The sequence below is a fragment of the Rhizobium sp. P2_G2 genome (assembly GCF_056403555.1).
In genome coordinates this window covers 32,180-47,305 of record NZ_JBFUFF010000052.1, presented here as the reverse complement: position 1 = coordinate 47,305, position 15,126 = coordinate 32,180, and the positions used below count along the sequence as shown (strand labels likewise).

The 15,126-nt window shown below is 59.9% G+C and carries 11 protein-coding genes; 3 read left to right on the top strand and 8 right to left on the bottom strand.

All coding sequences use genetic code 11. The features are described 5' to 3' along the window. Positions 1-225 precede the first annotated feature (225 nt). Positions 226-825 carry a phospholipid N-methyltransferase PmtA gene (gene pmtA / locus AC1D06_RS27260; RefSeq protein ID WP_477988921.1) on the bottom strand — a complete coding sequence of 200 codons (600 nt, stop codon included), beginning with the start codon at positions 823-825 and terminating at the stop codon, positions 226-228. A gap of 472 nt (positions 826-1,297) precedes the next feature. Between pmtA and AC1D06_RS27255 the strand changes: the two genes are divergently transcribed. Further along, positions 1,298-4,273 (top strand): hypothetical protein, encoded by a 2,976-nt coding sequence (locus AC1D06_RS27255; RefSeq protein WP_477988917.1) that lies wholly within the window; start codon positions 1,298-1,300, stop codon positions 4,271-4,273. A gap of 228 nt (positions 4,274-4,501) precedes the next feature. Here the strand turns inward: AC1D06_RS27255 and AC1D06_RS27250 are convergent, their stop codons facing one another. Beyond that, on the bottom strand, positions 4,502-5,233 hold the full coding sequence (locus tag AC1D06_RS27250) for a FadR/GntR family transcriptional regulator (RefSeq protein ID WP_477880735.1): 732 nt from the start codon (positions 5,231-5,233) through the stop codon (positions 4,502-4,504). 48 nt (positions 5,234-5,281) lie between these two features. Next, positions 5,282-8,332 (bottom strand): D-2-hydroxyglutarate dehydrogenase YdiJ, encoded by a 3,051-nt coding sequence (gene ydiJ, locus AC1D06_RS27245; RefSeq protein WP_477988916.1) that lies wholly within the window; start codon positions 8,330-8,332, stop codon positions 5,282-5,284. 96 nt (positions 8,333-8,428) lie between these two features. Between ydiJ and AC1D06_RS27240 the strand changes: the two genes are divergently transcribed. Next, positions 8,429-9,178: an SDR family NAD(P)-dependent oxidoreductase gene (locus tag AC1D06_RS27240; RefSeq protein ID WP_477880731.1), complete on the top strand. Its 750-nt coding sequence runs from the start codon at positions 8,429-8,431 to the stop codon at positions 9,176-9,178. Next, positions 9,171-9,917: an SDR family oxidoreductase gene (locus tag AC1D06_RS27235; RefSeq protein ID WP_477880729.1), complete on the top strand. Its 747-nt coding sequence runs from the start codon at positions 9,171-9,173 to the stop codon at positions 9,915-9,917. The genes AC1D06_RS27240 and AC1D06_RS27235 overlap by 8 nt, the downstream gene beginning before the upstream one ends. 162 nt (positions 9,918-10,079) lie before the next feature. On the opposite strand, the gene AC1D06_RS27230 is transcribed toward AC1D06_RS27235, so the two are convergent. From AC1D06_RS27230 to AC1D06_RS27210, 5 genes are all read right to left on the bottom strand, one after another. Then, positions 10,080-10,814, bottom strand: coding sequence for an ABC transporter ATP-binding protein (locus tag AC1D06_RS27230; protein WP_477880727.1), 735 nt, complete (start codon positions 10,812-10,814; stop codon positions 10,080-10,082). Then, positions 10,811-11,629: an ABC transporter ATP-binding protein gene (locus AC1D06_RS27225; protein WP_477988912.1), complete on the bottom strand. Its 819-nt coding sequence runs from the start codon at positions 11,627-11,629 to the stop codon at positions 10,811-10,813. The genes AC1D06_RS27230 and AC1D06_RS27225 overlap by 4 nt, the downstream gene beginning before the upstream one ends. Then, on the bottom strand, positions 11,626-12,930 hold the full coding sequence (gene livM / locus AC1D06_RS27220) for a high-affinity branched-chain amino acid ABC transporter permease LivM (protein ID WP_477988910.1): 1,305 nt from the start codon (positions 12,928-12,930) through the stop codon (positions 11,626-11,628). Before livM ends, AC1D06_RS27225 begins: the two co-directional genes overlap by 4 nt. Before the next feature lie 13 nt (positions 12,931-12,943). Next, positions 12,944-13,855 carry an ABC transporter permease subunit gene (locus AC1D06_RS27215; RefSeq protein ID WP_477880747.1) on the bottom strand — a complete coding sequence of 304 codons (912 nt, stop codon included), beginning with the start codon at positions 13,853-13,855 and terminating at the stop codon, positions 12,944-12,946. A gap of 82 nt (positions 13,856-13,937) precedes the next feature. Then, positions 13,938-15,053 carry a branched-chain amino acid ABC transporter substrate-binding protein gene (locus AC1D06_RS27210; RefSeq protein WP_477988908.1) on the bottom strand — a complete coding sequence of 372 codons (1,116 nt, stop codon included), beginning with the start codon at positions 15,051-15,053 and terminating at the stop codon, positions 13,938-13,940. Between the last annotated feature and the right edge of the window lie 73 nt (positions 15,054-15,126).

Sequence of the window (15,126 nt, the reverse complement as noted above, 5' to 3'; positions counted from 1 at the left end):
CGCAACGTCAATCGATACCTCAAACACACAAAACCGCAAATCAGCGGATACGATGAAAGGTCGCAGCAAGCGGCCTATTCGTGTTACGGCAATTCTGCCATATAAAGCCTGACCCCGACACCTGCGTTGCGGCGGGAACAGCCATCAGACACAGCGTGGCCGGCGCGGGCAGACAATTATTTCAACTTTCGCGCGAATCCGAACCCTGTTCAGGCAACACTTCCCTTATACCACGGCTCGCCGATACGTCCAAAGCTGAGCCGGCGGGATGTTGCGGACGACGAAATCGTAATGCGAGACCACATAGCGGTCGGGCATCTTGACGACCGGCGAAAGCGGCCCATAGGTGATCTGAATGACGGGTCGTCCGGGTGGCACCCGGGCAAGCAGGTCCTCCAGCAGGGCAACGCGCCGTTCCATTGGAAAACTTAACATCGGAACCGCACTGACGACGCAGYCGAATTGCTCAGCGMTACGGTCGTCAAGAACTTCATCCAGTTGGAATGCATTGCCCAACCGGAAGTCCACGCCGGCAAAGCGTCGCGTGAGGGCGTCGTAGAAATCGCTGGAATACTCGACCGAAACCAACTGGCTCGGTTCAATGCCTCTCTCGAGGATTGCTTTGGTGATGACGCCCATGCCCGCACCGAGTTCCAGAACCGGCATTCCTGATCGTGGATTGATCACGCTTGCCATACGACGCGCGGCATGGATCGAAGTCGGGATGAGGGCGCCAACGCCTTTCTTGTCTTTTTGCCAGCCTTTGAAGAATTGCAGTTCTTCTTCAAACCTCTTGCCGAGTCGCTCCTTCAGTCGGAAAACCATTTCCACTCCCTGCTTCCGTTGTATTAGCAAAGTGCGTTTTGTCTAACTGTTGCGACATCTACAAGCCCATTAACGACCGATAAGTTCCCGTCGAGTCAGCCATTTCGGGGACAGGCGGCGAGGAAGCCGGTGAGTTCATGATCTGGCGCTGACCTAAAATCGATCATCGATAAAATTTGAATCATTCCCATAATCGGTTTTTGCTTCCTTTCATGTAAGATTTTCATCAGTTTAATCGATGCGGTCATCTTATATGTCTAGCAATAATTCGTCGGCGTCCGCTTTTCTTTCTTCGCTTGGTGTCAATACACACGGCGGCGACTATCTCGACGCTTACGACAATTCCAGCCTCATTATCGAATCGTTAAAATATATCGGTGTCTCCAAGGTAAGAGATGCATATTCAACTTACGGCCAGGCTTCACCGGTCCTTAATGCTTTGGCAGCAGCAGGAATCACATTCGATTTTCGTGTGAGGTCTGGGATTGCCGTGGGCGGCAAGGCGGCGCTTACGCAGTATATAACAGACCTCAAGGCCTTCGTGGCTGAGCATCCGGGCTCGATCGTGTCCATCGAGGGACTCAACGAGGTCAATGTCGATGCAAGCCTCACCTATAAAGGCCTGACCGGAACTGCCGCCGGGGCGGCGTTTCAGAAGGATCTCTATCAGGCGATCAAGGCCGATCCGGTGTTGGGACACATTGGCGTCATCAATCTGTCGATCGCCAACAACAGCGCATCGGCCTACGCGACGGTCGGGAATCTCGGCGCTTACTCAGACTATGCCAATGCCCATGCCTATACGACAACGACGGGTTCGACAGATTCGCAAATCGAGACGACGCTCGGCCTGGCGCAGAAGGCATCGTCAGGCGATCCTCTGGTCATCACGGAAACCGGCATTACCACGGACAAAACAGCGAGCTATGTCGGCGCCAGCGAGACCGCACAGGCAAAGATTGTCCTCAACGACCTTTTCGAGGCGTATGAAGACGGCTCGGTGTCGACCTATCTCTACGAGCTGATCGACACACCCTCCGCGGCCGCCGCGCGCGGCGAGAAGGAAGCACATTTCGGCCTCTTCAATGCCGACGGCTCTCCCAAACTCGCCGCAATCGCGCTTCACAATCTGACCACGATCCTGTCCTCCGGGGACAGCGGTGCGACCACAACGAACACCTTCAACTATACGCTGACCGGCGCTCCGTCGCAGACGCATTCAATGGTGCTGGCAAAGTCGGGCGGAGTCGAAGACCTGGTTGTCTGGGCCGACAAGGAGGTCTGGAACGACACCACGGACACCGACATAACCAATCCGGCCGTCAACGTCACCGTGACGCTCGACCATGTCGAACCTCTTGTCTACGTCTACGATCCACTGTCCGGTCTGACGCCGATCGCCGTCTACAAAAATGTCAGCTCCTTCAAGATCCCGGTAAGCGACCATCCGCTCGTCGTGGAATTCGGCGCCAGGCTCCCGGTGCAGCCACAAACCGAGACGGTTTCGTCGAACCTGACGATGACATCGGAGCATTTCGTTGCGCAGATGGCCGACCTGAAGGCCGCATCCGGGCTGCAGTCGGTCACGCTTTCCGACACCCATACACTGGCCGTTTCCTCGGTGGAGACGATGAACTACCTGATCGCGCACTACGGTGCGCTTCTCGGCAAGATTTCCGGTGGCTATAATTTTTCCGTCACCTACGGTCAGGCCACATGGACGAAGGTGCAGAATTTCGATGCTGCGGGCAATCTGACCCTTCACACTGATTATGGCCTGACAAACGGCGTGATCATGAGCAAGGTCGTTTTTCATACCGACGGCTCGACCGATTATTACAACTACAACATCACCGGCCAGACCTATACGTCGAGGCACCAGGCAAATGATGCCAACGGCAATATCACGCTGATCGAGCGTTTCCACGCCGACGGCACCTACGACTGTCGCGAGACACACGGCTCCGATGGCAGCAGAGATATTGCGAACTATAACAGCGTCGGCAAGATGGTGACCGATGTCAAGATCGCCAGCGACGGCACCAATACCGCCATCTATTACGACACCACAACCGGTTTCGCGACGCGCCAGGCGGTCAAGGAAACCGATGGCGACGCGCTGACCACGGTCTATACCAATGGCATCAAGTCGAGCTATGTCCAGGCCAGCCATCTCGGCTGGACCGAGACCAGCACCTACGACACCTCGACCGGCAAGATGCTGACCGACTACACCGCTTACAGCAATGGCAGCGCGGTGATGAAGAAGTATAGTGCCGGCGTCCTTGTCGGCCAGAATTCGCGCAACGCCGATGGGTCGACCGACGCCTACGCCTATAACATTACCGGCCAGACCTATACATCGATCCACCAGGCCAATGATGCCAAGGGCAATGTCCGGCTGGTCGAACGCTTTCACGCCAATGGCACCTATGATTACCGTGATGTGCGCGGCACCGATGGCAGCCGGGATACAGCCCTCTACAGTTCCGCGGGCAAGATGACGAACGACGTCAAGGTTGCGGTTGACGGCACCAATACCACGATCGCCTACGATCCTTCGACCGGCAATGCTCTGTGGCAGAAGATCATCCAGACCAGCGGCGATGTGCTGACCACGGTTTATGCCAGCGGCATCAAGTCGAGCTATGTCCAGGCGAACCATCTCGGCTGGACCGAGACAACGACCTACGACACCGCGACCGGCAAGGCCTTGACCGACTATACCGCCTATGCCGATGGCAGCGCGGTGATGAAGAAGTATGCCGGCAGCGCTCTTATCGGTCAGAACGTTGTCAACGCCGACCATTCGACCGACAACTATGTCTACAACGTCACCGGCCAGACCTATACCTCGATCCACCAGGCCAACGACGCCAGCGGCAATGTCAGGCTGATCGAGCGGTTCCACACCGACGGCACTTACGACTACCGTGAAACGCGCGCCACGGATGGCAGCAAGGTCATCGACAACTATACGAGCAGCGGATCGATCCTCAACCATTCGGCGATCGCCAGCAACGGCTCCCGCACGGTCGATTACTATCTTCAGGACGGCACCGGGACCATGCGTGAGGACAGGCTCAGCAGCAGCAGCGTCGTGCTGACGAGCGACACGCGCCTGGCCGCCGGCACCCACACCATCACTGACTATGCGGATGCGCAAACCCTGAGCGGCGGCACGCTGAACGACACGTTCTATTTCCGCAATATGAAGACTGCGACGCTGAACTATCAGGGCGGCAACGACACGGTCTAYAATCTCGACSTGACRWCRTCGACACACGGCCACATTGACATYSMCCCKGCATTTGCGACSCAGTTCTCCGGCCTGCACATGGCACAGGTSGGGTCGGACGTRGTSATCACYTTCGACAGCMRYGACAGCATCACGCTCAAGGCGACGCAGCTCGCCAGCGTCACYGCGGACGATTTCATCTTCGGRTGATCAGCGCCGATGACATGGCAATCTTGGCCAATATTGCCTTCGTTGCATTTGAAAATTGAATCTGTACTTCTACATTCAAATGATGATGTGTCAAAGCTGATTAGAACTGCGGTGCGACCAGCCCGTTAGAAACGCGACACTGGCTCGTCGGATCAGCCCCCGGTCCGGCCGGCTGGGCCAGGTTGAAAGGGAAGAGCAGGGGCGGGGCTTCTGTTCAAGACTCCCGTGTCAGTCAGCCGTCTCCATGATCTGCGGTTCGTCGAGCATCGTGCGATATCGGCTGAGACTCTCCTCAAGATGCGCGGCAAGGGCGTTCTTCGCAGCTTTCGGATCGCCTTGAGTGATGGCGGCGAAGATGGCGGCGTGCTCCTTGTTGATCTTCTTGAGATAGCTCTGATAGGTGCGCGCCGACTGGCGGTGCTTCATGACGAGGTCGAAACTGATCTCACTGAAAACGGCCTGCAGGAACTGTGGGAAATGCGGATTGCGCGTCGCCCTCGCGATCGCGAGATGAAACTCGAAATCGGCCCTGGCCTCAACTTCGGCGTCGTCGCTTTCGAGATTGTCCACGTAATCGAAGGCCCGGGCGATGTCCGCGAGGGCGTCCGGCGTCCGTCTGGTGGCCGCGAGCGCCACCGACTGCATTTCCACGCCCAGGCGGAGCTCCAGGATTTCCATGGCCGAACGGATGTCTTCGATCCGGCTGATTTCGAAATTCAGCGTCTTGGAATCCCGCTCGGTGACGTAGACGCCGTCGCCTTGCCGCGACGTCACCCGACCCGCGACTCTCAGCGACGTAAGGGCTTCGCGGATCACGGTGCGGCTCACACCGAACTCCTCGCATAACTGGGCGCTCGATGGTATCTTCTCTCCCGGCGGGTAGGTGCCGGCATCGATGCGGCTGGTGAGCTGGGCGACGACGATTTCGGCCAGATTGCCGCGCTGAGTGATTACCGCCACCGAGTTCTCCTATGCCTGACCAACATGTCATTCATCACATATCACATATCATGCTGCATTGTCACCGGTTGCAGACCCGCAGTCGACTAGGAGGTCATTGAGAAACTCGATCGGGTGGCGAAGGCGGCGGCCCTCGATCTTCTGCACTTGGGACTGGCACGAAAATCCCGTGGCCAGTGGCTCTATGTCATTGTCACGACTCGTCTGCGCCCTCCAACTCATATCGTAAATTCGCTCGGACAGCTCACGGTTTCTGACCTCGTGTCCGAATGTTCCCGCCATTCCACAGCATCCCAGCGCGGGGATCGTCAGATTCACGCCAAAGTCCTTGAACACCTCGGTCCATTCCTGTGCCGAAGACACTGCGTTCGTTCGCTCCGTGCAGTGCAGAAGGAGCCGCGCCTGACGGGTCGCTGGCGGTGGCGTGCCGGGCGACCCGACCCCAAGCGACTTCAGCCATTCCTGCGGGAGAAGCACCGTCGGTACCATCGTCGCGACCTCCTTGTATTCCGAACGGAAGGCGAGCGTCATCGAAGGATCGAGGCCGACGAGTGTGGTTCCGGTCGCGGCCAGGGCGGCTAGCTCTGCAGCAGTCGATCTGGCCGTGCTCTCGAACCTCCCGAGATAGCCATGCACATGCAGGGCCTTCCCGTTGGAGACCGACGCCCGGACGAAAGGATGGAGGCCTCGTTTTTGGGCGAGGGAGGCGGCGGCGAGGACGAGGTCCGGATTGTAGTAGGCGGTGAACGCGTCGACGACAAAGACCACGGAATCCTTTGCATGGTGCGCGGGCAGGCGTTTCAGTGTACTAGGTGTGGCGGGTTGGACTCCCCGGGTCCTCAGTTCGCGCCAGAGATTGACGCCCGGCATCTCGGGAAGCGCCGTCAGACCAAGCAATCGTGTCGCGGTCTGTCCGAGCCGCGACCGCACAGCCACATTGTAGATCGGACGAACTCGGGCGATCCAGGGCAGGGCCTGCTCGATCATCGCGACGATGGGGTCCTTGAGAGGCCTCAGATAACGCGAATGGTAGAGTTCCAGGAATTTGGAGCGGAAATCCGGCACGTTGACCTTGACCGGACATTCGCCCGCGCAGGCCTTGCAGGCGAGGCAGTTGTCGACCGCCTGCCGGACCTCGTGCGAGAAATCCCGTCGGTTGGACGGGTCGAGCGAGCGCCACACCCGGCTCGGCAAGGCAAGCAGGCCGTTGCCCGATCTGATCCGCCGCCGCGCATCCAGAGGATTGATGCCTGCCGTGCCGAGAAGCCGGAGCCATTCCTTGAACAGCATGGCCCGGCCCTTCGGGGAAAAGCGGCGGTCACGGGTCCCCTTGTAAGACGGACACATTGGGCTGTCCGCGTCGAAGTCGAAACAAGCGCCGTTGCCGTTGCAGAACGAGGCGTTGCCATAGGATGCCCGCGCGTCCGCGGGAATCGACCGATCCAGCTGCCCGCGAAGCGCGGGATCGTCGATACGTGTCAGCGGCTTATCCCCGGCGCTCGCGATCTTGCCCGGGTTCAGTTGATCATGGGGATCGAACGCGCGCTTGATGTCGCGGAGGCTTTCATACAACGCGCCGAAATATTCCGGGACATATTCTGATCGGACGCCCTTACCATGTTCACCCCAGAGCACTCCGCCATACTTCCGGGTCAGGGCGACGACGCCATCGCTCACGCGCCGGACCAAGGCCTCGTGTTCCGGCCTGGTCAGGTCAAGGGCGGGCCTCACGTGAAGCACGCCCGCATCCACATGGCCGAACATTCCGTAGGTCAGTCCCTCGGCGTCCAGGAGGGCACGGAATTCCCTGATGTAGGGGGCGAGGTTTTGCGGTGGGACGGCGGTGTCCTCCACGAACGCCACCGGCCGCACAGGCCCGTCGACATTGCCGAGCAACCCGACCGCACGCTTGCGCATCGTCCAGATGGCCTCGACATCCCCGCTATTGTCGGCGATTGTATGACCGCGCCTTCCGGAGCCACTCGCCACTTCGAGCGACGCTGTGATCACCGCCAGCTTCGACGCCAGTTCATCAGGGTCATCGGCGAGGACTTCGACGATGTTGATGCCGTTCGTGTGGCCATCGTCGGGGAAGAAGCGATCGATAGAGGCCCAGACGATGTCGTTCTTGGCGAGGTACAGGACCTTTTCGTCTATCGTCTCCACCGACGCCACTCCGAGCGCGGCGAGAACCCGGGCGTCCTCCAGGGCGGCGTTGAAGTCGTCATATCGGATGTTGATCACCGCCGCTTCCGCCGGGATCGGAAGCAGATTGAGTTCGGCTTCGGCAATGAAGGCGAGCGTCCCCTCGCACCCGCAGATGATCGAGGTCAGATCGAATTGTCCGTCATCACGAATGATATGGGCGAGGTCGTAGCCCGTCATGTAGCGGTTCAGCTTAGGGAAGGTTCTTTCGATCAGGTCCTTCTTGTCGCGCTGGATGTTCCGAACGACGCGGTGGATGTCGCCGATCCTGTCAGTCCTGGCTGCGACGCGTGACAGTTCCTCGCCGTCCATGGGTCGCGCCCACCAGTCAGTGCCGTCAGCAAGCGCGATGCGCAGGCTGAGCACGTGGTTGCTCGTCTTGCCGTAGACGCACGACCCCTGGCCACAGGCGTCGGTGCTGACCATGCCGCCGATCGTCGCCCGATTTGAGGTCGACAGCTCCGGCGCGAAGAACAGCCCGTGCTTCCGAATTTCTTTGTTCAATTGATCCTTGACGACGCCCGCCTCAACCCTTGCGGTCCTCTTTTCCGGATCGATCGACAGGATGCGTGTCATATGCCGGGAGCAGTCGACGACGAAACCGCGGGTGAGGGATTGGCCGTTCGTCCCAGTGCCGCCGCCGCGCGCGGTGGCTACGACATGTTCGAAGCCCGGTTCGCCCAGGATTGCCGCGAGAAGGCGAAGGTCGTCGCCGTCTTTGGGGAAGATCACGCCGGCGGGCTCTATCTCGTAGATAGAGTTGTCTGTGGAGGCGACGAGCCCACTTCCGTGTTCGGTTTCGATGTCTCCGCGGAAGCCGCGCTCGACCAGACGCTCGAGGAAGCCAGGCTGGGGCGATTCGACAGCCCTGTCGAGCTTCAGGCGCGGGATCATGCTTCTCTCCAAAAAACGCTTGTCGCTTCGAAAATATAGCATATAAGTGATAACATACAAATAAGACGAAGCAACTGAAATGCGCGAGGTGGAATCATGCAGCAGCAGACCGTGATTATCGTCGGGGGAGCGTCGGGACTCGGCCTCACCACCGCCAAACTGATGGTGGAGCGTGGCGCGGCGAAGATTGGCCTCGTCGACCGGAACGCCGAGCTCCTGTCAAGCGCGTCGGAAACCTTGCTGTCCATGGGCGCGGAGGTGGCGACAGCCGTCGCCGACATAGCACGGGCGGAGACAGCGCATCGCGGGTTCGCCGAAATCGCGGACAAGCTGGGCCGGATCAACACGCTGGTGAACAGCGCCGCCATCTATCCGCGTCGTCCGATCCTTGAGATCACCGATGAGGAGTGGGACATCGAGAACGCCATAAACGTCAAAGGCACATACCACATGATGGTGGCCGCGGTCCGGCACATGCGTGGCTTCGTCAACCGCCCAGAGGTCACCGGCCGTATCGTCAACGTTACGTCTGTGGACGCCTTCAAGGCGCATCCGCAGAACGCCCATTACGCCGCCACCAAGGCCGCCGTCGTCAGCTTGACCAAGTCGTTCGCCCAGGAATGCGCGGCTGACGGCATTCTCGTCAATTCCGTCGCCCCGGCAGGCTTCGCCACCGACAGGGCCAAAGAACTGGGCTTCCTGCCCGAGCTGGCGAAGGCGAGCGCTTTGGGCCGCGCCGCCGAACCAGTAGAGATGGCCGAGTGGATCGTCATGATGGCGAGCAGCCGCAACACCTACGCCACTGGCGAGAACGTGGTCGTCAGCGGAGGCTACATCTATGTCTGAGCGGTCGGTCTACAAGACCGCGATAGTCACGGGTGCGACCAGCGGCATAGGCCGCGCGACCGTCCTGAAGCTGCGGGAAATGGGTCTCGAAGTCTACGCGGTCGGCAGGAACGCCGCTGCCCTCGAAGACTTGGCTTCTTCGTCGGGCGCGAAGTCCGTGCAGGCGGATGTCCGAGACACCGCGGCTTTCGCTGCACGGTTCGCGGATGTCGAAGTCGACATCCTGGTCAACAATGCCGGAATTCTGTCGACACGGGCGCTCTTCCACGAGATCGATCCCAACGAGATCGACGCGATGATCGACGTCAACCTCAAAGCCCCGATGCACCTCACACGCGCCGTGCTTCCGGGGATGGTCGCGCGCAAGCGGGGACATCTGATCTTCATCGGATCGAGCGGCGGCCAGGCGCCATATCCGTCGATGAGCGCCTACGGGGCTTCGAAGGCGGGTCTCAGCCTGTTCTGCGACAACTTGCGATGCGATCTGCTCGGTACCTCGGTGCGGGTGACGGAGGTGGTGCCGGGACGTGTGCAGACAGACCTCTATCGAACGGCGATCGCCGACAACCAGGCGCAGGCCGTGCTTTACGACGGCTACAGGCCGATCCAACCCGAGCACATCGCGGCCGTCATCGGAAGCGCAATCGAATTGCCGGCCTTCGTCGACGTCGCCCGCGTCGAGGTCTTCCCGACCGACCAGGCCACAGGCGGCGGCACCATGGTCAAGTTCCAGCAATAGGCAGCGAGGCTGCGGTTATGCAAACTTCGTCCATCTATTCGGGTCCCGTATTCGAAATGGCCGGACGCCGGTGGCGATAGGCCTTGAATCGATTGCCGATCGCGAAACCTTCAACACGTTCCTGAACCGAAGGGTGGCCGCGCGCCATCTGTTTCATCCACCTCAATGCAGGCCGAGATAGGCCTTGCGGACGTCTTCGTTGTCACGGAGTTCGGCGCTGTCGCCGGAGAGGTGTATCCTGCCGTTGACCATGACGTAGGCCCGATGTGACAATTTGAGAGCGTGGTTGGCGTTCTGCTCGACGAGGAAGATCGTCTTGCCCAGGTCTGCGATCTCCTTGAGGACTTCGAACACCCGTTTCACGACGAGAGGCGCGAGACCAAGGGAGGGTTCATCGAACAGAATCAGTTCCGGCCTCGCCATCATCGCGCGCGCGATCGCGAGCATTTGCTGCTCGCCGCCCGACATGGTTCCGGCGGTCTGGTTCCGACGCTCCTTCAACCGTGGAAATAGCTCGAACATTGCCGTGCGATCCTCGTCGAAATAGGACATCCCTATGGGCGTCGTGCCCATCATCATGTTCTCCTCGACCGACATGTCCTGGTAGATTTGACGTCCTTCCGGCACCAGCGCGATGCCGCGTCGGGATATCCTGTTCGTCTGCAGTCTGGATATGTCCTCGCCGCGATGCAGGATTCGTCCCGCCGAGGTCCTGGGCGCGCCGAAAATAGTCGATAGCAGCGTGGTTTTGCCCGCCCCGTTCGCGCCGATGAGGCTGACGATCTCACCCTTGCGAATGATGACGTCGACGGATTTCAGCGCTTCGACGGGGCCGTAGTGGGCGTGGACGCCCGAAAACTCAAGAAGCGGGGTGTCACTGTTCAATTCCATGCTCATGCCGCAACCTCTTCCTCACTGACGCCAAGATACGCTGCGATAACCGCAGGGTCATTGCCCACCGCCTCCGGAGTGCCGCTGGCGATGACCTCACCGTGGTCGAGAACGACGATGTGGTTCGAAATCCGCATGACAAGCCCCATATCGTGCTCGATCACCAGCACTGTGAGGTCGTGATCGGCGCAGAGCCGCTTGATGACGTCGGAGAGCTCGCGGGTCTCGGATGGATTGAGGCCCGCAGCCGGTTCATCGAGACAGATCAACTTGGGTGAGGTGCACATTGCCCGCGCTATCTCGAGACGGCGCTGGCGGCCATACGGCAACTCCCCAGCCAATCGGTTGGCGTCCTCAGCGAGACCCATCTGCCGAAGCCAGTAATAGGCGCGGTCGACCGCCTCGCGCTCCGACTTCCTGAACGCGGGCGTCTGGAACACGCCGCTGATGAGATTATTCCGGGTGGCAAGATGCTGCGCCACCAACAGGTTCTCGACGACAGACATCTCCTTGAACAGGCGTATGTTCTGGAATGTCCGGGCGATCCCGGCGCGTGTCACGAGATGCGAGCCTCCCGTCATCGGCTTGGACACCAATCCACCGATCTCGCGCGGGCCTTCGTCTGCGTTGAGTACGATGCGCCCCTCGCTGACGCGGTAGAATCCGGTAATGCAGTTGAATATCGTCGTCTTCCCGGCCCCGTTCGGGCCGATGAGAGCCGTGACTTCCGCCTTTTTCACCGTGAAGCTGACATCGCGGTTGGCGACAATCCCGCCAAAACGCATGGTGACGTTTTGAACTTCCAGCAGAGCATCGTTCATCGTCCGGCCTCCGGTTGTGCCTGGAATGCTGCGACTTCCGTCGTGGTGGCGTCGGACGGGTAGAAGGCGGGGCGCGTTACGCGGACCAGACCCCGCGGCTTCCAGATCATCATCAGCACCATCAGGATGCCGAAGACGAGGACCCGATATTCTGCGAAGTCTCGCAAGACCTCGGGAAGGATGGTCAGGACAAGCGCCGCGAGAATCACACCCAATGTCGATCCAAGGCCGCCCAACACGACGATGGCGAGGATCAGGGCGGATTCGAAGAACGTGAAGGACGTCGGATTGACGAAGCCCTGCTGGGCGGCGAAGAACACGCCGGCCAGCCCGCCTGTGGAGGCACCCAGCATGAAGGCCGAAAGTTTCGTGAAGACGTGGTTCACCCCCAGAGAGCGGCAGGCGATTTCATCCTCCCGCAGCGCTTCCCACATCCTGCCGATCGGCATCACGCGCAGGCGCTCCACAGTGTAGATCACGCCGCAGACGACGAGGAAAAGGACGATGTAGAGAAACCAGAATTTGTAGTCGGCATTGTATTCCACGCCGAAATACTTGTGGAGCGGCATTCCGCCTTGCTTGGCAGTGCGTGTGAACTCCAGCCCGAAGATGGTGGGCGCGGGAACCGGAGCGCCGTTGGGGCCACCTGTCACGTCAAGCCAGTTGTTGAGAATAAGACGGATGATTTCCCCGAAGCCCAAGGTCACGATGGCAAGATAATCGCCGTGCATCTTGAGGACCGGGAATGCCAGCACCATACCGAAAAATCCGGCAAGGATCGGCGCAATCACCAGTGCGCTCCAGAAGCCGAGGCCGAGATACTGGGAACCGAGCGCCAACAGATAGGCTCCGACCGCGTAGAATGCCACGTAGCCGAGATCGAGCAGACCCGCCAGGCCGACCACGATGTTCAGCCTGAGGCCGAGGAGACAATAGATCAGGGCGAGGATTGCGACGCCGAGGAAATACTTGTCCAACATGAACGGCAGAACCAGCCCCGCCAGGAACAGCAGGATCAGAAGAGGGGTGCGCGAACCCCGCGTTGCGGTGTTGACGGTCACGCCGCCGCCGCTCCGGAAAACCCGCTGAACGAACACACGGCCCATCGCGGTCATGCCGACCGCTGAAAGTGCTATCCGGCCTGCAGTCACGGCCGCGGCAAGAAGGACGGCGCGCCCGAGTTCGTTATGGAAGCTGAATCCGTCCAGGACGAGGCCAGAGACGGGTCCGAACAAGACCAGGGAAACGGCGAAGGTGAGCAGCGCTTCCTTGGCGAGGGTGAAGATTTTGGTCGTTTGCATCGTGTGTTCCCCCTCAGACTTTTTGCACTTCGGGTTTGCCGAGAAGGCCGTAAGGGCGGAAGAACAGAAGGGTGATAAGCAGGGCGAAGGCGAAGACGTCCTTATAGTCCGTGCTCACATAGCCGGCGAAAAGCGCTTCGGTGAGGCCGAGCAGGACGCCGCCGAGAACCGCGCCGGGCAGGGAGCCGATGCCTCCCAGAACCGCAGCTGTGAAGGCCTTTATGCCCATCACGAAGCCGATGAAGAAGTTGAACGAGCCGTAATTGAAGGTCACGAGGGTGCCGCCGACGGCCGCGGTGGACGCGCCGATGACGAAAACCGTCGAGATGATCCTGTCGGTGTTGACACCGAGCACGGCGGAAATCCTGAGGTTCTGCTGTGTCGCGCGGCATTCGCGGCCGATGCGGGTGTAGTTGATGACATATGTCAGAAGTGCCATTGCCGCGAACGCGGCGATGAGGATGACCGTCTGCATATAAGTGATCTGCGCGAAGTGCTGCGCGTCGCCGAACCGGAACGCTCCCTGGATGAGGGTGGGGACGCCCTGGTCGCGTGCGCCCTGGGCGATCTGCACATAGCTTTGGAGCATCAGGGAGATGCCGATGGCGGAGATGAGGGGGGCTAGCTTTGTCGACCCGCGAAGCGGCCGGTATGCGACCCGTTCGATCGCCCAGCCGTAGAACCCCGTGATGACGCAGGTGATGACGAGAACCGAGATCAGGGCGAACGGCACCGACTGTACGCCAAAGAAACCGAGCACGGCGAGTGTGATCGCGGCGACGTAGGCCGAAACCATGTAGACGTCGCCATGGGCGAAATTGATCATCCGGATGACACCGTAGACCATCGTGTATCCGACGGCGATCAAGCCGTAGATCGTGCCGAGCGTGATGCCATTGAATAGCTGTTGGACGAGTATGTACATGTCCATGGCGAACCCCTTTTTTTGTTTTTTTGGGCAGTGAAGCAACGGCCGGACATATCTGTCCGGCCGTTGCGTTGGTGCCTTAGTTCGTCAGGACAGGGGTGCCCTTGTCGTCGAACTTGTAGAAGACGAACTTGAAGTCTTTGATGTCGCCCTTGGCATCCCAGGTGATCTTGCCGATTGCGGAGTCGACCGTGTTGCTGCGGAGCCAATTGGTCTGTGCCTTGAGATCGTCTCCGGCCTTCAGCGCGGCGATGACCGCCTGGGCGTTGGCGTAGCCGTAGAGGACATAGTTCGCCGGCGTGATGTTGTCCTTCTTCAGCACGTCCTGGACGTCCTTGGTCGTCGGATCAAGAAGCGGATCGGGCGTCGCCGAGTAGTAGACGTTCTTGAGGTTTGCGGGACCGCCCGMCGCGGCGACGATTTCAGCCTGCGCGAACGCGTCGCCCGTGACGAACGCCACGTCGAGACCCTGTTCCTTGAGCTGACGCACAAGCGGACCGCCCTCGGGGATGAGGCCGCCGAAGTAAACGACATTTGCCCCGGAGCTCTTGATCTTGGTGACGATGGCGTTGAAGTCGCGTTCGCCGCGGGTCAGGCCCTCGTAGAGTACGGGCTTGACGCCCCGCGCCTCGATGGTCTTTTTCAGAGCGTCTACGAGGCCCTGTCCATAGGTGTCCTTGTCGTGGATCAGCGCGATCTTGTCACGCTTCAGCGTGTCGAGGATGAACGCGCCGGCGACGACGGCCTGCTGGTCGTCTCGGCCGCAGCCGCGGAAAAGGTTGTCGAAACCACGGTCGGTCACCGTCGGATTGGTGGATGACGGCGTCATCTCGAGTATGCCCGCGTCATTGTAGACTTCAGATGCTGGGATTGTGTTTGAAGAGCAGAAGTGCCCGATGACCGCCTGGACTTTGTCCTGGTCGACGAAATGATTGGCAACCGCCACGGCCTGCTTGGGTTCGCAGGCGTCGTCGCCCTTGACCAGCTCGATCTGCTTGCCATTGATGCCGCCGGCGGCGTTGACCTGTTTCACGTAGGCGGAGACGCCACTGAAAATCTGTTCGCCGAACGTGGCGTTCGCGCCCGTGAACGGCCCCGCGACGCCGATCTTGATCGTGTCGGCGGCGAAAGCCGGGGCGAGAAGAACCGACGACGCGACCACGCTGGCCGCGAGAAGCTTGAGAATCTGTTTCACTGAGAATTTCCCTCTGGTTTGAAGTCAATCTGGATTGGCTGCCGCGGTTCGATCCGCGTTCATGTTGTTGCGT

Excerpts from the sequence above, each read along its gene's own strand:
- AC1D06_RS27235 (WP_477880729.1), top strand. The coding sequence starts at position 9,171 with ATGTCTGAGCGGTCGGTCTACAAGACCGCGATAGTCACGGGTGCGACC.
- AC1D06_RS27230 (WP_477880727.1), bottom strand. The coding sequence starts at position 10,814 with ATGAGCATGGAATTGAACAGTGACACCCCGCTTCTTGAGTTTTCGGGC.
- AC1D06_RS27240 (WP_477880731.1), top strand. The coding sequence starts at position 8,429 with ATGCAGCAGCAGACCGTGATTATCGTCGGGGGAGCGTCGGGACTCGGC.
- livM (WP_477988910.1), bottom strand. The coding sequence starts at position 12,930 with ATGCAAACGACCAAAATCTTCACCCTCGCCAAGGAAGCGCTGCTCACC.
- AC1D06_RS27225 (WP_477988912.1), bottom strand. The coding sequence starts at position 11,629 with ATGAACGATGCTCTGCTGGAAGTTCAAAACGTCACCATGCGTTTTGGC.
- AC1D06_RS27215 (WP_477880747.1), bottom strand. The coding sequence starts at position 13,855 with ATGTACATACTCGTCCAACAGCTATTCAATGGCATCACGCTCGGCACG.
- ydiJ (WP_477988916.1), bottom strand. The coding sequence starts at position 8,332 with ATGATCCCGCGCCTGAAGCTCGACAGGGCTGTCGAATCGCCCCAGCCT.